Origin of the sequence: Rhizobium sp. AAP116 (assembly GCF_001295785.1) — a bacterium.
GTDB lineage: Bacteria > Pseudomonadota > Alphaproteobacteria > Rhizobiales > Rhizobiaceae > Allorhizobium.
This window is the reverse complement of the sequence record NZ_LJIB01000027.1, coordinates 48,912-67,283: the sequence shown is the minus strand read 5'-3', so window position 1 is coordinate 67,283 and position 18,372 is coordinate 48,912. Positions and strand designations below refer to the sequence as shown.

15 protein-coding genes are annotated in these 18,372 nt (G+C 62.4%); 5 read left to right on the top strand and 10 right to left on the bottom strand.

All coding sequences use genetic code 11. The annotated features are described in order from the left end of the window. Window positions 1–145 precede the first annotated feature (145 nt). Window positions 146–508 carry a YbaN family protein gene (locus tag IP85_RS16530; RefSeq protein WP_054150777.1) on the top strand — a complete coding sequence of 121 codons (363 nt, stop codon included), beginning with the start codon at window positions 146–148 and terminating at the stop codon, window positions 506–508. Here the strand turns inward: IP85_RS16530 and IP85_RS16525 are convergent. Then, on the bottom strand, window positions 483–3,317 hold the full coding sequence (locus IP85_RS16525; RefSeq protein WP_054150776.1) for an EAL domain-containing protein: 2,835 nt from the start codon (window positions 3,315–3,317) through the stop codon (window positions 483–485). The two genes, IP85_RS16530 and IP85_RS16525, sit on opposite strands and share 26 nt — an antisense overlap. 39 nt (window positions 3,318–3,356) lie before the next feature. Then, window positions 3,357–4,286: a FecR domain-containing protein gene (locus IP85_RS16520; RefSeq protein ID WP_054150775.1), complete on the bottom strand. Its 930-nt coding sequence runs from the start codon at window positions 4,284–4,286 to the stop codon at window positions 3,357–3,359. A 272-nt stretch (window positions 4,287–4,558) separates the two neighbouring features. On the opposite strand from IP85_RS16520, the gene IP85_RS16515 reads away from it, so the two are divergent. Beyond that, on the top strand, window positions 4,559–4,891 hold the full coding sequence (locus IP85_RS16515; RefSeq protein ID WP_150127448.1) for a helix-turn-helix transcriptional regulator: 333 nt from the start codon (window positions 4,559–4,561) through the stop codon (window positions 4,889–4,891). A 13-nt stretch (window positions 4,892–4,904) separates the two neighbouring features. On the opposite strand, the gene IP85_RS16510 is transcribed toward IP85_RS16515, so the two are convergent. From IP85_RS16510 to IP85_RS16490, 5 genes are all read right to left on the bottom strand, one after another. Further along, on the bottom strand, window positions 4,905–5,957 hold the full coding sequence (locus IP85_RS16510; RefSeq protein WP_054150773.1) for a siderophore-interacting protein: 1,053 nt from the start codon (window positions 5,955–5,957) through the stop codon (window positions 4,905–4,907). Further along, window positions 5,954–6,784, bottom strand: a complete 831-nt coding sequence (locus IP85_RS16505; RefSeq protein ID WP_054150772.1) for an ABC transporter ATP-binding protein — start codon at window positions 6,782–6,784, stop codon at window positions 5,954–5,956. The genes IP85_RS16510 and IP85_RS16505 overlap by 4 nt, the downstream gene beginning before the upstream one ends. Then, the gene (locus IP85_RS16500) at window positions 6,781–7,794 is read right to left on the bottom strand and encodes an iron ABC transporter permease (RefSeq protein WP_054150923.1); all 1,014 of its coding nucleotides are present in this window, start codon (window positions 7,792–7,794) and stop codon (window positions 6,781–6,783) included. Before IP85_RS16500 ends, IP85_RS16505 begins: the two co-directional genes overlap by 4 nt. A 32-nt stretch (window positions 7,795–7,826) precedes the next feature. Continuing rightward, the gene (locus IP85_RS16495; RefSeq protein ID WP_156322939.1) at window positions 7,827–8,804 is read right to left on the bottom strand and encodes an iron ABC transporter permease; all 978 of its coding nucleotides are present in this window, start codon (window positions 8,802–8,804) and stop codon (window positions 7,827–7,829) included. A 62-nt stretch (window positions 8,805–8,866) separates the two neighbouring features. Then, the gene (locus IP85_RS16490) at window positions 8,867–9,862 is read right to left on the bottom strand and encodes an iron-siderophore ABC transporter substrate-binding protein (protein ID WP_054150770.1); all 996 of its coding nucleotides are present in this window, start codon (window positions 9,860–9,862) and stop codon (window positions 8,867–8,869) included. Window positions 9,863–10,178: 316 nt separating this feature from the next. On the opposite strand from IP85_RS16490, the gene IP85_RS16485 reads away from it, so the two are divergent. Further along, entirely contained in the window at window positions 10,179–12,329 is a 2,151-nt protein-coding gene (locus tag IP85_RS16485) for a TonB-dependent siderophore receptor (protein WP_054150769.1), read from the top strand. Between the two features lie 47 nt (window positions 12,330–12,376). On the opposite strand, the gene IP85_RS16480 is transcribed toward IP85_RS16485, so the two are convergent. After that, complete coding sequence (locus tag IP85_RS16480) at window positions 12,377–13,279, bottom strand: AraC family transcriptional regulator (RefSeq protein ID WP_054150768.1); 903 nt, start codon at window positions 13,277–13,279, stop codon at window positions 12,377–12,379. A 256-nt stretch (window positions 13,280–13,535) separates the two neighbouring features. On the opposite strand from IP85_RS16480, the gene IP85_RS16475 reads away from it, so the two are divergent. Together IP85_RS16475 and IP85_RS16470 are read left to right on the top strand one after the other, a co-directional pair. Next, a complete protein-coding gene (locus IP85_RS16475) occupies window positions 13,536–14,720 on the top strand; it encodes an FAD-binding domain-containing protein (protein ID WP_054150767.1) in 1,185 nt (394 codons plus the stop codon). 29 nt (window positions 14,721–14,749) lie between these two features. Further along, a complete protein-coding gene (locus IP85_RS16470; protein ID WP_054150766.1) occupies window positions 14,750–16,069 on the top strand; it encodes an AarF/ABC1/UbiB kinase family protein in 1,320 nt (439 codons plus the stop codon). A 63-nt stretch (window positions 16,070–16,132) separates the two neighbouring features. On the opposite strand, the gene IP85_RS16465 is transcribed toward IP85_RS16470, so the two are convergent. Together IP85_RS16465 and IP85_RS16460 are read right to left on the bottom strand one after the other, a co-directional pair. Further along, on the bottom strand, window positions 16,133–16,864 hold the full coding sequence (locus IP85_RS16465) for a hypothetical protein (RefSeq protein ID WP_054150922.1): 732 nt from the start codon (window positions 16,862–16,864) through the stop codon (window positions 16,133–16,135). 62 nt (window positions 16,865–16,926) lie between these two features. After that, window positions 16,927–18,234, bottom strand: a complete 1,308-nt coding sequence (locus IP85_RS16460) for a hypothetical protein (protein ID WP_054150765.1) — start codon at window positions 18,232–18,234, stop codon at window positions 16,927–16,929. Window positions 18,235–18,372: the final 138 nt, after the last annotated feature.

Here is an 18,372-nt window from a genome sequence, read left to right as displayed (position 1 = left end):
TGGGATTGCCGGGCAAGGATGCATTCCGGCCTGTTGCGGCGCAAACGAAAAATCGCCGCATTTGCCGCAATCCTCAAAATCCTTGTCGTTCCCGAATCATGCCATATCTCCAGTCGAAGCGACGGCAGCCAGCGAAGGGGACTTGATGCGCCTGCTCATTCTTGGCTGCGCCTGGCTGATGGTCGGGATCGGGGTCATCGGAATCTTCTTGCCGGTTCTGCCGACCACGCCTTTCATGATCCTCGCAGCCGCGCTCTTCGCCCGGTCTTCGCCGCGCTTCGAGCAATGGTTGCTCGACCACCCCCGCTATGGACAGCCGCTGATCGACTGGCGTCGTGAAGGCGCGATTTCGCAAAGGGCCAAGATTGCATCGGTGTCGTTGATGACGCTGAGCTACGGCATTGTTGTCTTCTTCGGGCCGCCGCAGCTTTGGCTGAAGCTGCTGATCGGCGTCATCCTCGTCGCCTGTGCAGCCTTTGTCCTCACCCGGCCTGCGCCAGGGCGCTGACAGAGGCTTCATGGCCGCCGGAAAGCAGCGAGTGGGCGGCCGACAGGGCCTGGATCTGGCGGGCCGACTGCGGCCGGCCGAAGAGATAGCCTTGCCCTTCTTCGCAGCCCATGGCCGTGAGCATTTCCGCCTGCAGCGCATTTTCGATACCCTCGCCGACCACCTTGAGGCCGAGGCCGTGGGCGAGCGTCATGACCGCCTGAACGATACTCTGGGCCGCGGGATCGCTGACCATGTCACGGACGAAGGACTGATCGATCTTCAGCTTGTCGAGCGGCAGGCTGGAGATGTAGCTGAGCGATGAATAACCTGTCCCGAAGTCGTCGAGGGCAATGGTCACGCCGAGATCACGCAGCGCATCCAGTTTGGTGAGAAGCTCCTCGGAGCGTTCGACGAAGATGGATTCGGTGATCTCGACATGCAGCCGATGTGGCTGAAGACCGCTGGCGTCGAGCGCCGCACGGATGTCGGAAAGCAGATCGCCGCGCAGAAACTGGACCGGGGAAATGTTGACCGCGACGCTGACATGCGAGGGCCAGTTCGTGGCGGCCTTGCAGGCCTCCCGGAACATGAACTGGCCGAGATCGCAGATGAAGCCATTGGCTTCCGAGATGCTGATGAATTCCGCCGGCGAAATCATGCCGAGCGTCGGATGCTGCCACCGCAAAAGCGCCTCGGCGCCCACGAGCCGCCCGGAGGTGAGGGCGACCTGGGGCTGAAAGAGCAGGAAAAACTGTCCCTGATCGAGCCCGGTGCGCAGCTCTGCTTCGAGCAGCCTTGAGCGGGCCCTGCGCAGCGTCGAGGCGGGGTCATACGCCCGCCAGCCACTTCCTCCGACCCGTTTGGCATCGATGAGCGCCAGTTCGGCTGCTTCGATCCATTTCCCCGGGCTGCCGAGGTTTTCCGAGCCACTGCAGGCGCCGATGCGGGCGTTGAGTTCGATCTTGATCCCGTCGATACCGAAGGGCGTGTCGAAGAGTGCGAGCAACTGCGCGGCACTTTCAGCGAGTGCATCCTCGCTCTCGATGCCGGCGGTCGCCAAGCAGAGAACGTCGCCAGCAAGCCGGGCCGTCAGGCCGTCTATCCCCGCATGGCGCCGAAGTCGGGCGGCGACGGCCTGAAGGACGCTGTCGCCTTTTTCCCGGCCGAGCATTTCATTCAGATGGCCGAAGCGATGCAGGTCGATGGCAAAGACGGAGAAGCCGCGTCCGGTGGCTGCCATCGCGTCGATCAGGCCGCGTCGGGTCAGGAGCCCGGTGAGGTCGTCGACCCGTGCCATCTCTTCGAGCTTGGTTTCGTAGAGGCGGCGGGCCGTCACGTCCCGCAGGCTGATGCAGGTCACATGTGAGCCTACCGGTGACAGCCCTTGGCCGCCACGGCTTTCGAAGGGCGAGATCGTGATCACGGCTTCGAGATGGCGCCGGCCCTTTCGGCCCGGAATGTCGAGTGCAACGGTCTGGCTGTGAATCTGCTGGGGCTCTGTGATGTGGATCGCTTCGAGCGCGAGCAGAGCCTCGGTGAGGGCAGGGGGCGCAAACACACTCAGATTGCTGCCGCGCACAACCGCTTCGTCGCGTTCGAGCACGCCGCTTAGGGTGTGGCTTGCATCGAGCAGGTTACGCTTCTGATCGAGCACGATGACCGGGTCGATGCTGTCATTGATGATGCGCTTCAGGACACGGCGAATGTCGCGATTCTCCGTTACCGCGAGCTCCGCCAGCCATCCGCTGAGCCCCACTTTTTCGGCCATCAGCATGAAAAAGCCGAAGGCGAACATCAGCCAAAGGCTGGCGGTGTGGAAGACCAGGGCCTCGTGCTTGTAGAGGAGGAAGGAGACCGCCTCGGCAATCGTCAGCAAGGCTGCGGACGCTGCGAGCGGCACGCCCAGCGACTGGCGATGGAATGTCAGCGTATAGGCGATGATCAAGGCCGCGAGCAGCAGGCCGATCGGCTCGGTGCGCAGTGGCCGGAGAATTCGCTCCTGGACCAGTGTCTCTGTTGCCAGCACATGCAGCATCGGCCCGCTGAGGATGCCATAGACGGGCACGGCAAAGAGGTCCTTCAGTTCCGTGGCATAGGCGCCGACCACCACCGACTTGCCATCGATGGCATCGCGTCCGACAGCGCCGGAGAGGATATCGGTGACCGAATAGGTGGGAACTGTTTCAGGCCGAATGGAGAAGTCGATCTCGAGCCGGCTGGTCCGTGCATCACTGTAGCCGGCAAGGACTGCGGGCGCCGATTGCGTCGGAATACCGTCGATGAGTTCCGTCACCGGGAAGGACCGCATCAAGCCATCGTCATCCAGCGCAACATCCACCAAAGCCGGCCAGGAATGCTCAGCAAAGATCGGCAGCGGCGCAGTCACAGTCAGCGGATCCGATGACCGGGCACCGAACTGCTGACGGAAAATCGGCAGGATGACACCGCCACCGGCCTCTTCAAGAGCTTTTGCAAGCCGGACATCATTTTCCGGCTGGGAGGGGGTGCTGAAGTCGATATCCAGGAAGATGTCCTGAGCGCCAGCCGCCACGAGCCTGTCGATCAGCTCGGCATGTACGGCGCGCGGCCAGGGCCAGGTGCCAACCTCGATCAGGCTTTTCTTGTCGATCGCGACGAATACGAAGTCGCCGCTGGCAGCACGGGGGGCCGCAGCGGCGCGAAAGGCGCTCAGATCGTTGTCGAGATGCTGTACGACCGAGATTGATGGCAAGATGAGCGGCAGCGCCATGATCACGGCGATCATGGCGACCCGAAACGAAACCAGCCTTGCGAGGAAGCCACGTGCAGGGCGAATGCTATCCGTCATGCGCGTATCCTGGCGGTGGTGTGACGAAAGCCATCATCATCAGCGGTCGCTTTTGCCGTTGCCATTTCCGCCGGCATTGCCGTTGCCGTTCCCGCCACCGTTGCCGTTGCCGCCGGCATTGCCGTTTCCGCCACCGTTGCCATTTCCGCCGGCATTGCCGTTGCCGTTCCCGCCACCGTTGCCGTTTCCGCCACCGTTGCCGTTTCCGCCACCGTTGCTGTTTCCGCCACCGTTGCCGTTGCCACCGCCGTTGCCGTTGCCACCAGCATTGCTGTTGCCAGCAACACTGCTTTTGGATTTGCCCGCGTCCATAGCGCCCTTGGCTTCATCCATCGTCGACGTCGCCTTGACGACGCTGCCTGCTGCCGGAACCTTGGCATTCGAGGGCGCCACACGCGTGATCTGCGGTTTTTCCGAAAGCCCAGCGACGGTCATGCCGGATGCATCCACCTGCGCACCCTGGCCGGCCCCCAAGTCGCTACGCTCACCACTGCTAAAGCTGGTCACTTGAACTAGGCCCCGTTCGACAGCGACCGCAGCATTGGCCTTGCCGACCTTGACGGTGAATTGCGTGCCCTTGACCACTGCCGCCAGGAACGGGGTCTGCACCGTCGTATGCGGACGCTGCCGTTTCTCGATTTCGAGGCTGATCTCGCCCACCTGCTGAACCACCTCGGTCTTGCGGCTGATATCCTGGCCCCGGGTAATGATCGCCGCCAGTGTATTCGGCTGAAAGGCGATGCTTTCCGTACCGCGCACCAGCTGCAACCGCCCCCGCGGCCCGGTCGAGATCCAGGCCTTGTTGGGAACCTGCATACCTCTCTGCAGCGGGACCCAGGTCTTCTTGTCGACGGTGTAGGCGACCTGTGCCGTCGCCTTAGCCGCCATCCATACCTCGCCCGCGGCCGATGCCGCACCGGCAAGGCAAGTCAGGAAAAGACAGAGGACGGTTGAAACGATGAAGCGCATGGTAGGTCTCCTTTGAGGTCCTAATTCAGCACGCGTTCCTTAAGATTCTTCTGAATTTGCTCTGCCGGTTTTATCAAATGCCTGTTTATTCGACGGAATATTCGCGAATCCTGGCGTATCTCGCTCGGGCGGACCCTTGAAAATTGCGCGGGCGGCCTCGACGTGTTCCGCTCAACGGGGTGACGAAAGCTTGATCAGCAGCCACGCGCTTCTAGTTAGCCTTACGGCGAGTGGTTTCGACGCTTGCGTCAAGCAAACCCGAAAGGACGTCCGTGACCACAGGAAAACAGGTTTCAGCAGCCAGAATGCTGCTCGGCATGACGCAGGCGCAGCTCGCCGACCGAGTTGGCCTTTCTGTCTCAACGCTCGAGCGACTGGAGAACGCTGACGAGGGCGCCGAGGATGAAGCAAGCGCGCGCGCTCAGATAAGCGCCGTTCTCGAAGAAGCGGGCATCACGTTCATCGATGAACGGGTGACAAGCGCTGCAGGCGGCTTTGGCGTGCGTCTGTCCGTCCCGGCTTCCCAGTCTGTCGACACCGGCAGCGACGAAACCGTTCAGTATCCTGAAATGGCGAGGAACGGCCCCTTTGGCGCCGGGGGCTGAAAAGATCGGGCTCTCAGCTCTCTTTCTCCCAATACCAGGCGACGTATTGGCGTCGTCGGTCGCGCGCCTTCTCGGCAAGATGACGCTTGATCGTCCGCACATCCGCCTTTTCGCCCGCGAACCAGACGAAGGTCTCGTCCTCCACGTCCTTGAGCGCCGTCTTGACCCGATCGACCAGAACATAGGCATCGCCGACCGAATAGGATGATCGGTGAAGCCATTCGACATGGACGGGAGACAGACCTCGCAATGGCTGTTCTTCACCGGCATCTTCGACCTCGATGATTGCCCGCATTGTCATGCTTGATGGCGCTTCCTCGACCATCCGGGCAATCGCTGGCAGCGCACTTTCGTCGCCGGCAAAGAAGATGTCCTGCGCAGCGGGCAAGCCGCCGCCGCCGGGTCCCATGATCGCCACCTGCTGGCCGATCTCAGAGTCCCGCGCGAAATCCGCGCCCGGTGTGGCGACACCTTCGGCCGGATGCTGAAGGATATCCAGGCTGATCTGGCGTGCTTCCGCGTCGACGTAACGGATCGTGTAGATCCGCACGAGCAACTCGTCGGGCCAGCCGATGCGTCCGTTCTCCTGAAGGTGAGGCCAGACAGGTGTCTGATCTTTCGGCGGCACGAGCAGCCGCACATGCATGTTGCGATCGAGAAAGGGCGTGACGTCGGCGACGGAGAGCGTCACCCGCCGCATCCTTGGCGTGACATCCTTGACGCCGACGACGGTCGCCTCGTGGAAACCGGGTGGTTTCACCTTCGCGGCTGGCTTTGACCACTCAAGCGAGAAGGGTTCATCCCCGGCGAAATAGAAGAGATGTTCGGCAAACATGGTCTGCGTGACGGCCAGCGCCTCTTCGCCCAAGGTGCTGATCTCGATCTGCAGCACGTCTTCGGCCGCCACGATGTGGATCGTCCAGTCCTGCGATTTGAGCGTGGCTACGCCATCAGCGTGAACCACGTCCGAGTGCTCGACGAAGTGTTCGCAGATTTCGGCGAGCATGGCGCCGACATCGGCTGGGCGGGCAATACCTGAAAGTTTTGTGGGTTGAAGTTCGCTCATGAATGCGCCAGTCGAGTGAGGGAGGACGAGGGTTGCATGTTGTGACGCCCGATCGGGAGCATCATCGGTCGGCCGGAGGTCGGATCGGTGAGGATCCGGGCCTCGAGATTGAACACCCGGCGCACCATGTCTTCGGTCAGGACGGTTTCCGGGCTGCCGCATTGGAAGGGGCTTCCATCCAGCATGGCGACGAGATGATCTCCATAGCGAGCCGCAAGGTTCAGGTCGTGCAAGACCATCACGATGGTCGTGCCGCGGCTGCGGTTGAGATCGGTCAGGAGATCCAGCACGTCGATCTGGTGGCTGATGTCGAGAAAGGTCGTCGGCTCGTCGAGCAGCAGGAACTCGGTCTCCTGGGCGAGTGCCATCGCGATCCAGACCCGTTGCCGCTGGCCACCCGACAGCTCGTCCACCGGCCTGTCTGCAAGGTCCGCCGTCTGCGTGGCCGCCAGGGCATCGGCGACCGCCTGGTCGTCGTCCCTGGTCCAGGATTGAAACAGGCCGTGATGCGGATGGCGACCACGGCTCACCAGATCCATGACCGTGATGCCATCAGGCGCGATCGGGGATTGTGGCAGAAGCCCCAGCCGGCGCGCGAGTTCGCGGGTCGGCAGCTTGTGGAGCGCCTTGCCGTCGAGCAGAACCTCGCCGGCCTTGGGCTCGATCAGCCGCGACAGCGCCTTGAGCAAGGTCGACTTGCCGCAGGCATTGGCGCCGACGATGGCGGTGATCTGGCCGGATGGAAGGCTGAGGTCGAGGTCCCGAAGGACGAGGCTTTCACCGTAACCGGCCGAAAGGTTTTTTGCTTCGAGGCGTTGATCGGTCATGTCGCAGCTCCCCGACGGTTGCTCCTGATGATCAGGGTGATGAGGTATGGCGCCCCGAGCGCCCCGGTCACCACGCCGACCGGGTAACGGCTCGGCAAGAGAAACTGGCCGACGAAATCTGCCGCGAGGACCAGCAAGGCGCCGACCACGGCGGCCGGCAGAATGATCGAACTGCGCCGCCCGAAGACACCGCTCGCGATCGGGCCTGCGAGAAAGGCGACGAAGGCGATAGGGCCCGTGACCGCGGTTGCGGTGGCGATCAGTCCGACGGCGCAGACGATGACCAGGAATTTGGTCGAGGCAACGTTTACACCGAGCGCGGTTGCCGTATCGTCGCCGGCCCGCATGACATCGAGATCGCGCGCCTTGGTCAGAAGCATGCTGCCCAGCACACAAAGCGCGACAATCAGCGGAAGGGCCTGATCCAGCTTGGCGCCGTTGAGGCTGCCGGTCAGCCAGCGCATCGCTTCCTGCAGGCTGAAGGCGGGAGCGCGCGACAGGATATAGGCAATCATGCTTTCGAGCATGGCAGAGACGCCGATCCCGATAAGGATCAGCCTCGGGCCGGCAACGCCGTTTTTCGAGGCGAGGCCATGCACCAGAAGCGCTATCGCAAGGCCCGCTCCTACGGCCAGAAGAGAGACGACAGGCCCGCTGATCGAAAGCACCACGATGGCAAACACCGCCGCCGCACTCGCGCCTGAGGTGATGCCGATGATGTCGGGGCTGGCGAGAGGATTGCGCAACAGCTTCTGGAAGGCCGCTCCCCCGAGGCCGAAACTCATGCCGGCCGCAATGGCGAGCACGGCACGCGGCAGGCGCAGCTGCCCCACCGTGAAATCCGCCCCGGTAACCTGTTCGCCGCTGAGGACGCGGATGACGTCTCCAAACGGCGTGAAGGTTCGGCCGGCCATCAGCGTCAGCGTGAAGCCGGCAAGAATGAGGGTCAAAATAAGGACCAGCATGACCAGCCGTCGGCGCGTTCGATGCTTGCGGTTTGTCGCGACCATTGCTGTCAGGGAAGCATCGGATCGAAGAAGGGTCACAGATCTCTCACCTTCTGCCGACGAACGATGAAGATGAAGACCGGCGCGCCGATAAGGGCGGTCACGACGCCGACCTCGAGTTCGGACGGGCGTGCCGCAAGGCGACCGAGAATATCACTCGCCGTCAGCAGGATGGCCCCGCCTATGGCCGAGAATGGCAGAAGCCAGCGATGATCCACGCCAACCAGCAGCCGGCAGGCATGCGGGACAACGAGGCCGACGAAACCGATTGGGCCGCAGACGGCTGTCGTCGCGCCACACAGCACGACGGCACCGAGCGTTGCCATGCCTCGTGCCACTGCCACGCGCTCGCCAAGCCCCGCGGCAAGTTCGTCACCGAGCGCCAGAGCATTCAGGCGTCGCGCTGAAAGCAGGCACAGCAGAAACCCGACCAGAAGAAACGGATAGATGTGCTCCATCCGCTCGAAGGTGGCGCCGCCGACGCCGCCGATCTGCCAGGAGCGGATGCCGCCGGCAATGTCTGCACGCGGCAAGACGACGGCAATCACCAGCGATGAAAAGGCGATCGTGGTTGCCGTACCGGCAAGGGCGAGCTTCAGCGGCGTTGCGCCACCGCGTCCCATCGAACCGATGACATAGACGAAGACGGCTGTGGCAGCGGCGCCCGCGATGGCAATCCAGATGAAGGCATCAGCCGAGCTGATGCCGAACCACGCCACCCCCACCACAACGGCAAGCGATGCGCCGACATTGACGCCGAGGATGCCGGGATCGGCGAGCGGATTGCGCGTCACGCCCTGCATGACGGCGCCGGCAAGGCCAAGGGCCGCACCGGCGAGCAGTGCCAGAACGGTGCGCGGCACACGGGTCGCAACCGCGGCGCGGTCAAGCGTCGAGACGTCCCCGGCCAGGGCCGCCAGCACCTCCGACAGCAGTACATCGCGGGTGCCGATGGTGAGGGACAGCAAGGCGACGCCGATGCTGACCCCGATTGCTGCGGCCAGCCAAACCAAGCTGCCCTTGGGAGTCTTCGCAAGAGACGGCCGATGGGCGGAGGAAAGGGAGCGAGCAGAAATCATTCCGTCTTTCGCGCCGCGTCCGCGAGCTTTTCCACATAGGCGGGCAACACCCAGGTGATCGACAGTGGGGTGGGATTGGCCGCAGTGCCCACGGGATCGCGGCCAAGCGTGACGATGGCGTCATGCTTCACGGCCGGCATATGGGACAGGAGAGGATTGGCCTTCATGGCCTCGATCAACGCCTGGTCGCCATAGGTCACGAGAATGTCGACGTCATCGAAGAGATCGATCTGCTCGGCGCTGATCGAGCCGGCGAAGCTGCCGGTCGTCGATGCCTGCATCACGCTTTTCGGCATCGAAAGCCCGAGATCGGCGAAGAACCGAACGCGGGTGTCCTGGGTCGTATAGAAATTGACGATGCTGAGGTCGGTCGCGTCGAGATGGGTGACGAACATCGCCCGCTTGCCGTTGAGTTCAGGATACTTGGCGACCTCGGCTGCGATCTTCTGCTCGATATCGGCAATCAGCGCTTCACCATCAGGCGCCATGCCCATGCCGGCGCTGTCAAAGCGGATCGTTTCACGCCAGTCCGTCGACCACGGGGCCTGCGGATAGGCGATAACGGGGGCGATCTGGCTCAAGGTGTCGTAGTCGGATTGGCTCAGTCCGGAATAGGCGGCAAGGATGACATCCGGTGCCGTCCCGGCAACCGCCTCGAAGTCGATGCCATCCCCCTCGTCGAACAGGACGGGCGCGTCGGCCCCAAGGGACTTCAGACGCTCCGAAACCCAGGGCAGCAGCCCGTCGCCATCATCATCACCGAAATTCGCAGCCGCCATGCCGACCGGAACGATGCCGAGGGCAAGCGGGACTTCGTGGTTGGCCCAAGCCACAGTTGCCACGCGATGCGGTTTTTCGGGAACGGTCGTCTGCCCGAGCGCATGGCTGATCTCGAGGGGAAAGCCAGCCTCCTCGGCAGCAACGACCGTCGAGCCGGAGAGGGACAGCAAGATGGCCGCAAGAGGCGCCAGGTGATGCAAATTGATCCGCATGGGTCCCAATCATCCCTTGGTTAAGTTGACTGTCCCTCTCAGCTTCAATTCCTGGGGTCAAGCAATTTGGACCGAGCTGACGACATCGGCTCTTGAATTTCCGGGGGATTTTACAAAAGAGAGAAATCTACAATACTGGATGAAAATTATCCAGTTAAAGGCGTGCAGACCGATCCGATCTCGGACTGCAGCGGCCGGGGCTCAGGGATAGGGCCACAGGAGACTGCAGAGCTGGATCCGGTGTCGGTCGGCGCCCGACGATGATCCTCAATGTTCATCGTGTGGGAATGTCGGAACGTCAAATTCTGGAAGCAACATGATCAGAGCCATTTCCGCCCGGGGCGCCACGCGCGTCTCCCTTCGCCATCGCATCAGCATTCTTCTGGGCTGCACGGCATTCGTAGCCTTGATGCCGGTATTCGCCGTCGCTCAGGACGCCGATACCGACGGCGACACGACCGTTCTGCAGACGATCACCGTCGAAGGGGCCGGCAAGGCTGACGCGGATTCCAAGTCGATCGTCGCGACCCAATCGAGCGCTGTCGGCAAGATGCCCGGCGAGATCCTGACAACGCCTGCGACCGTTTCCGTCGTCACATCCAGGGAAATCGAGCAGCGCGGTGCCGACAGCATCGAGAAGGTCGTGCAGTACACGGCCGGCGTGACCACCGATTTCTACGGATCGGACGACCGTTTCGACTACGTCACCATTCGTGGCTTTTCGCCCTACACCTATCGCGACGGTCTCGCCATCGGCCGCACCTGGCTGGGCGTGAAGGAGGAACCCTATGCCTTCGAGAGGCTTGAGATCCTGAAGGGCGCCAATTCGACCGGCTTCGGCGTTTCCGATCCGGGTGGTGCCATCAATTATGTGACGAAGACGCCGCGCAGCGAGCGGTTCGGCGAGGTCTATGGCACGGTCGGATCCTTCGCCCACAAGGAGACGGGCTTCGACTTCGGCGACAATCTGACGGAAGACGACACCCTGTCCTATCGCCTGATCGGCAAGTTCCAGCGCGCCGATGGCGAGTATGATTTCTCGGAGAACGACGAGAACTTCATCATGGGCGGTTTGACCTGGCGTCCCACCGACATGACCAATCTGACATTCGTCTTCGATCACCTCGACCGGAATGTGACCCCGAGCGGTGGTGGCCATCCGCTCCACACGGATTTCGATCGGGACCGGTTCTTCGGGGAGCCCGATTTCAACTACGATTCGACGAACCGCAATACCTATACGATGCTGTTCGACCACGATTTCGGCAATGGCCTGAGTTTCAATTCCAGTGCGCGCTACAGCAATTCCAACCGCGACACCGGCTTTGCTTATATCTATGATTCCAGCGGTGCTGCCGACCTGTCGGACACCAGGGCAAACCGAATCTACTCTCTCGGCTCCGGATTAAGCGAGCAGTTCATAGTCGATGCCCATCTGCTGTACGAGACAAGCTTCGATCAGCTGGAGAGCCGCACCCTCGCGGGTGTCGATTACAACAGCATCGAATCCACCAACGAGTCCGGCTATCTCTGGGGCGCAGGTACGCCTTCGATCGATTGGCAAAATCCCGTCTACGCAGGTCTGCCGTCGGCGATCCCGCTCTCGACCCGCAAGAGCAACGACCGAAGCACGCGGGCCATCTATCTGCAGCAGGATCTGATCTTCTCGGACCGCGTCACGGCCAGTGTCGGCCTGCGCAACGACTGGCTCGATCTCGAAGAGACCGATCTGGGGACCCGGGTGTCCAAGTCGCGCGACTACAGTGAGTTCAGCAAGCGCGTCGGTTTGAGCTACAAGGTCACCGAGGAACTGGCGGCCTATGTCAGCTATGCCGAGTCTGTCGCCCCGCCAAGCACGGGCAACGAGCCTCTCTATGGCTCGCAGTACGAGGTCGGTGTCAAATATCGTCCCGACGCCTTCCCCGGTCTGGTCACCGCCTCGATCTACGACCTGACGCTCGAAAACATCACCACATCCGAGGGGCCGTTCTACCTTGCGACCACGGTCGAAAAAGTGCGCCATCGCGGTCTGGATCTCGAAGCAAAGCTGGAGGTCACGTCGAACTTCGGGCTGATCGCCGGATACAGCTACATTGACTCGAAGATCGAGGATACGAGTACCGCTTCGAGCTCGGTGAACGGCAAGCGCATGTCTCAGGTTCCCGAGCACATGGCCTCGCTCTGGGGTACCTACACGCTCCCAGGCAACGGTGATCGCGGCGACATGACGTTCGGGGCAGGGGCGCGCTTCATCGGCTCCTACTATTTCGACAACGCCAACACCCGCAAATCCGATGGCGCGGTGGTCTTCGATGCCTCCTTCACCTATGCGATCAAGGAAAACACGAGCTTCCAGCTGAACGTCAGCAACCTGTTCGACGAAAAGCACATCGCCAACAACGATGGCGGTGCCCTCTACTACAATCCCGGACGCGCCATCTACGCGACCCTTCGCCAGACCTGGTGAAAAACAGCGAGGGCTCGCCGCGCAGAGTGCGACGAGCCCTCGGCCATCTAGATCGAATGCTGTTGTTTGCGTCGCCAGACGGCCGGGGTCTCCCCGGTGATGCTGCGGAACACCTTGGTCAGATGCGCCTGGTCGGAAAAGCCGAGCTGCGCACTGATGCCAGCGATGCTCATCTCCGTTTCCGAAAGCATCTGCCGCGCCATGTCGATCCGGCGTGACAATTGCCATTGGAGCGGCGTCATTTCGGTGGTCTGACGGAACACCGTGGCGAACCAGCTCTCCGACAGGCCAACGACATCGGCCATCTCTCGCACGCTCAAACGGCGTCCGCCGCAATTGGCGAAATAGCCGGAAAGCCGGTTCAGTTGCGCTTTGGTGAGATGCCCGGCATGCGCAGCAGTTCGCCCTTCGCTCACCCGCAGGTCGAGAAGTCCGGTGATGATGCTGCCTACCAGGTTCTCTGCAAAGGCTGGATGCCTGCCATCCGTCGACAGCTCGTCGACCACAAGCGTCGCAAGGCTGGCCAGGGGACCGGGATCCTGCAGTTCAACCGGCTGCCTGATGATGGCCCGCGCCGCCGATGAGCCGACAGCCGGCGTGAAATACCGCATCAGCCGTTCCTGGTGCAGATGCAGGTCGAGGTGGGAAAAGCGATGGCGGCTGCTGAACTTCGTCCACATCGGCATGCCGGCCGGCACATAGATGGCGCGTGCCATGCCCCGCTCGCCCCGGTCCAGTTCTTCCGCCCGGTCCGCCACCCGGATCTGGCTGCTGACATCGTTGAAGAAGAAGACGATCCGTGGATCCGGCGAGAGATAATAGCCGTTTGCCCCTGCATGGCCTTCCGCTTCCCAGTGGACACCGACGACGCCGTCGAGGGAACGCCATCTGGGCGGCATGAGGGCGCGAATGCCCTCGATTTCGGACTGCATCGAATGGAGATATGTCAAACCACTGGCCTCTCACCCGGTTTCGGTGACCTGCACATGCGTCATGGCGCGGCGCACTATTGGCCGGATGCAGGCGCTGGGTCAATAAAGATGACTTAATAAATCATATTTTTGAACTGTGCCTGTGGGCGTAGCTGTTCTGCGCCAGGGCTCAGATCGTGACGAAGGAGCGCAGGTCCGCCTTCGACGCGGAGCCGTAGTGTTGTTCGGCAGGCATCAGTCAGTGCCAGCCGGATTGAACGCATCTGGAGTAACGATGGCAGACTTCGACTTCCCGCTGACCCACAGCGACGCCCTTCAACGCCTGGACGATTTTCTGCCGCATGCGGGTGCTGCCTATGCACGCTTGCGCAACAAGGAACAGGGGCAGGGAGAGCATGTGCATGTATCGCGATTGTCTGCCGCGCTGCGCAGACGGCTGATCTCCGAGCAGGAGGTTGTCGACGCGGTCCTGGCACGGCACGGACTGGCGGTGGCCGAAAAATTCGTCAGTGAAGTGTTCTGGCGCACCTACTGGAAGGGCTGGCTCGAGCAGCGTCCAACCGTTTGGGAGGATTATGGCGCAGCCGTCGAACGAGCGCTGGAGCAGCTGGATGCAGTCTCGGGACTGCGCAAACGCCATGCCTCGGCGATCGATGGATCGACCGGCATCGACTGTTTCGACGCCTGGACCAAGGAACTGAATGAGACGGGCTATCTGCACAACTGGGCGCGCATGCAGTTTGCCTCGATCTGGATCTTCACGCTCGGGCTGCCCTGGGAACTCGGCGCCGCCTCGATGTTTGACCGTCTGATCGACGCCGATCCGGCATCGAACACCCTGTCCTGGCGTTGGGTGGCGGGTCTGCACACGGCCGGCAAGGCCTATCTCGCCGATGCCGAGCGCATCCGCTCGATGACCGATGGCCGCTTTTCGCCTGCTGGCCTGGCACGCACGGCCCTCATTCCCGCAGACAGTGTACGGACCCCTTCACCTTCACCCATTCGGCTGGCCTCTTCGCCGGATCCATCCGCAGCCACTCTGTTGCTGCTGACCACAGAGGATCTGTCGGTCGAGCAGGTTGGCGCGATGCGCGCGCTACCGGTCAAGTCCATCGTTTATCTTAAAGGTCGCAGCTCGTGGGACGAGACTGCTCTCGCCGATGCTCTTGCACGTACCGCACAGGTGTGGCCGGATGCGGAAGTCTGCGGGGCTCTCGCCCCTGGTGAGCTTCCTTCCGCAGCAAAATCGTCAGGCTGCACACAGGTCGCAACCGCTTTCCTGCCCGTTGGCCCCGTCGCGTCTTCCATTGCCCCTGTGCGAGGCGAGTTCGACAGGCTCGGCATCGCCTTCACGGAATATCTCCGCGAGTGGGATCGGATGGCCTGGCCACATTCCCGGAAGGGCTTCTTCGGGCTGAAGGAGAAGATTCCAGCCCTTCTGCAGGCGGGGCACCGCTGACATGCGCTCCAATGCTCGGAAGGATAGTCATGAGTGATCGTGATCGATACAGGCCCGTCCCTCAGGGGCGTCTCAGCCGGCTCGCAGCACTTGGCCAGATTGCCGGTGGCGTCGCCTCGGGCATGGTCGCCGAGGGCTTGAGCCGCCTGGCGAAAGGTGAGCGTCCGCATCTGAGAGACCTGCTGCTGACGCCGTCGAACGCACTGAAGGCGGCGGAGCAGCTGTCGCGCATGCGCGGCGCGGCCATGAAGCTCGGCCAGATGATCTCGTTGGAACCGGGCGAATTCCTGCCGCCCGAACTCCAGTCGATCTTTGCGCAGCTCCGGTCCTCAGCGCATTTCATGCCGCCGAACCAGCTTGCAGCCTCATTGTCCAGCGCCTGGGGTCCGGACTGGCGACGCCATTTCATCCAGTTCGAGACGACACCGATCGCGGCCGCATCGATTGGACAGGTGCATCGGGGCGTTCTGTCATCAGGCCGTCCGGTTGCCGTCAAGGTTCAATATCCCGGTGTGCTCCAGAGCATCGATTCCGACATCGACAATGTCGCGACCTTCTTGCGGCTGTCGGGCCTTCTTCCCGCAGGCCTCGACATTGCGCCACATCTGGCCGAAGCCAAGCGGCAGTTGCGGGAAGAGGCCGACTATCTGCGCGAGGCGGAGGAAATGCGTCGCTTCGGCCGCCTGCTCGCCGATGACGACCGCTTCGTGGTGCCGGCCCCCGTGGAGGAACTCCTGCGGCCGACGGTCCTGCCGATGGATTTCATCGAGGGGGCTCCGCTCGAAACCCTCGCCCATGCACCCCAGACGCAAAGGGATGCGGCCATGCAGGCGATCTCCGAGCTCGCACTGCGCGAGCTTTTCGTCTTCGGTCACATGCAGACGGATCCGAACTTCGCCAACTATCTCTGGAGGCCTAAGGACGGACGGGTGGCCCTGCTCGATTTCGGCGCGGTACGACCGGTCTCCCCGCAAAGCGCCAGAGACTACCATCTCCTCCTGCAGGCGACCCTCGGTGATAGCGTGACGGCGGTGCGCCATGCGCTGATGGAGATGCGCTACCTGTCCCGCGCACAGATGGACCGCTACGGGCCGACACTGGACCAGATGATCATGATCGTTCTGGATCATGTCCTGAAGGCGCCGGAGGGGCTGGTTGATTTCAGCGACCGTGGCCCGCTCGTGGAAATTCGTGAGCGCGCGGTACCGATCTTTGCCGATCGCGCGCTATGGGCGCTGCCGGCTCCGGACAAAATGTTCCTGCAACGCAAGATCACTGGGCTTGCGCTTCTCAGCATGAAGCTGCGCGTCCGGATGCCGCTCTCGTCCATGCTCCGGGATTATGCCTGACGCGTATTGCACAGAGGCGTGCCGTCGCGCACCTGTCTGGGAACTAGGCCCCGTCGACGCAGATCAGTCTGCCTGCTTCGCGGTTGCCACAGGGGTCGTGACCAGCTTGAACTCCGCCATCTCCTCCGGCGTTAGGTAGTAGAGCCGGTCCGGAGGCGTTTCGAGCGCGTTGATCCAGAGCCCGTTGCCGATGCCCATTTCCTCAAGGTGCCGGGCAATGCGCGCCGTGGTGCTCTGTGCACCGGACATCGCCTGCTCGGGCGAGGGGCGGTCTTGCCCGGCATTGAAGACCTGGTGGACGCCGAGAATGGCATCCTCTTCTGCCTCGCGCGCCACGCCGCCGGCAAAGACCAGAGGACAGGAAGAGGCGCAGAGCGCCTTGCTCGCCACCTTGGTGTTGATGCCTTTCTCCCGGATCAGCTTCGACATGGCCAGGGCATCATTGACGGAGCCTCCCGGCGAATTCAGGGATACTGCCTGAACATATTCGCCGCGAGCAGCGATTTCCTCGGCAAATCGCTCCGCAGCACCAAGATCGATCGAACCTTCCGCTGTGAGCAAGCCACCGGTCAGCAGTTCGAACCGCATCGGTTGGCGCAGGGTTTCCGGAGAACTGCCGGGCTCCACCGGGGGCAACTGGGGAGTACCGTCCGTCAGCGCCGGCGGAAGCACGGGGGCATCCGTGGTCATCGGATCATGGCCGGGAAGCGTAGCATGCGCGAGGCTCATCTCCCTGAGGTCCGTGAACAGGAAGGCGCCTGCAGCCGCCAGCAGCCCGAAGAAGGCGCTGCGCATCAGCAAACCGTCATCGGCATGTACAATGGCTGTTTTCAGGCGCAGGGCGAGCGAAGCTGGTTTCACGCGGGTGGTCCCTTGCGTGGCGCCTTGGCGGACATGTCGAGGCTGGTGATGTTGGAATCGATCCGCCCACGCTCGTCCTCCTCCTCGGCGGACTGGAGCGCCTGCTCGACATCGATCCCCTGTCGATTGAGCGCGCGTTGTACCTCAAGCGCCTCCAGCAATTCGGCTGCGGTAATGCGCTGTGCGAAGGGCATACGCTCCTCCTGTCGCCGGATCGCTCCGTGCACCACGGTCAGGATGAAGACCAGGACGGCGGGAAGAAGATCGATCGAAATCGCCCCCGCCCAGGCCGGAATAAAATCTGCGGCGTAACGCAGAACGGCCTCTGCCGAGGACAGTGGTACGAAGCGCCGCTCCGCGACCGGCTCGCGCGCGAGAATTTCGTCGGCAGCCTCAGACAGCACTTGAGACTGGGCGGACACCGAGGTCCGGATCGTCTGCATGACCTGATCCTGACGCTCCGCGAGATCGGCTGCCCGGCCATCGGCAACAGGCGCGATGAAGCCGAGTGAAAGGTCATCGGCGGCCCGCTTGACGGAGGGGGCAATTGAGGTCTGTTCGAGCGACGTGATGACGCCGGAGAGCGCCACAACTTCGGCTGAGAACTCGTCGCTGCGGGGTGCAATTGCGCCGGGCGCCGAAACCAGCGTTCGCATGGTCGCCAGATGAGCGCGTCCCTGGTCAAACAGCGTCGTGACCCGCTCGCGCGATGCGACAATGCCGGCCTCGAGTTCGCTCAGCTGCGAAGACATCTGCGTCAGAAGCTGAACGACGCTGCCCGCACCAGTGGTGCCGGTGAGCGCGCCATTCTGCCGTTCATCTTCGGCGAGCCGCGAAAAGCGCTCCGATGTCCGCTGGATGTCTGGCAACAGGCTTTGGGCGGCGAGCGCATTCTGATGCGCCTGATCGAGATCCGCCGTGTAGTCCTGCACCGTCTCTGCGAGATGCTGTTCGAGCGCCGCAGAGCCTGCAAGCGCCGCCGCATTCAGCCAGCTCGACATGGCAATGATCATCGCGCAGCCGAGTGCCATCACGCCGATCATGGCGCCGCGCGCCGCAGCGCCGGTTACATGGGGGTAGAAGCGCGCCATGTAGGACCAGAAGGCATAAATCGCGACCGAGACCGAGGCCGAATAGATGATGGCGGCAAAGAAGACCGCGGTCGGTGAGCCATCGAGAAGGCTGCGAACCCCCAGATAGGTGTAGACACCGGACGCAAGGGCCAGAACGGCGAGCGCAAAGCGGGTCATGGTTTCGACGGCAAGGACGCCATCCTGCAAACGATGCGATGCGCCAAGCGCCATGGAGACCTCCGACAGGAATGAATTCTTACCAAGTTCTTAAGAAGCGGGCGAAATGAAGGCTGAGGCTCAGCTGTCCGTTCTTCAGAATTTGGCCTCGTCTAGTATGTCGAAAACCCCTAATCGGTACGAATTGCAACC

What these genes read in the sequence shown, in the direction of transcription:
- IP85_RS16505 (WP_054150772.1), bottom strand. Translation starts at nt 6,784, where the DNA reads ATGACCGATCAACGCCTCGAAGCAAAAAACCTTTCGGCCGGTTACGGT.
- IP85_RS16510 (WP_054150773.1), bottom strand. Translation starts at nt 5,957, where the DNA reads ATGAGCGAACTTCAACCCACAAAACTTTCAGGTATTGCCCGCCCAGCC.
- IP85_RS16475 (WP_054150767.1), top strand. Translation starts at nt 13,536, where the DNA reads ATGGCAGACTTCGACTTCCCGCTGACCCACAGCGACGCCCTTCAACGC.
- IP85_RS16520 (WP_054150775.1), bottom strand. Translation starts at nt 4,286, where the DNA reads ATGCGCTTCATCGTTTCAACCGTCCTCTGTCTTTTCCTGACTTGCCTT.
- IP85_RS16500 (WP_054150923.1), bottom strand. Translation starts at nt 7,794, where the DNA reads ATGGTCGCGACAAACCGCAAGCATCGAACGCGCCGACGGCTGGTCATG.
- IP85_RS16490 (WP_054150770.1), bottom strand. Translation starts at nt 9,862, where the DNA reads ATGCGGATCAATTTGCATCACCTGGCGCCTCTTGCGGCCATCTTGCTG.
- IP85_RS16460 (WP_054150765.1), bottom strand. Translation starts at nt 18,234, where the DNA reads ATGGCGCTTGGCGCATCGCATCGTTTGCAGGATGGCGTCCTTGCCGTC.
- IP85_RS16485 (WP_054150769.1), top strand. Translation starts at nt 10,179, where the DNA reads ATGATCAGAGCCATTTCCGCCCGGGGCGCCACGCGCGTCTCCCTTCGC.
- IP85_RS16465 (WP_054150922.1), bottom strand. Translation starts at nt 16,864, where the DNA reads ATGCGCAGCGCCTTCTTCGGGCTGCTGGCGGCTGCAGGCGCCTTCCTG.
- IP85_RS16525 (WP_054150776.1), bottom strand. Translation starts at nt 3,317, where the DNA reads ATGACGGATAGCATTCGCCCTGCACGTGGCTTCCTCGCAAGGCTGGTT.
- IP85_RS16530 (WP_054150777.1), top strand. Translation starts at nt 146, where the DNA reads ATGCGCCTGCTCATTCTTGGCTGCGCCTGGCTGATGGTCGGGATCGGG.
- IP85_RS16470 (WP_054150766.1), top strand. Translation starts at nt 14,750, where the DNA reads ATGAGTGATCGTGATCGATACAGGCCCGTCCCTCAGGGGCGTCTCAGC.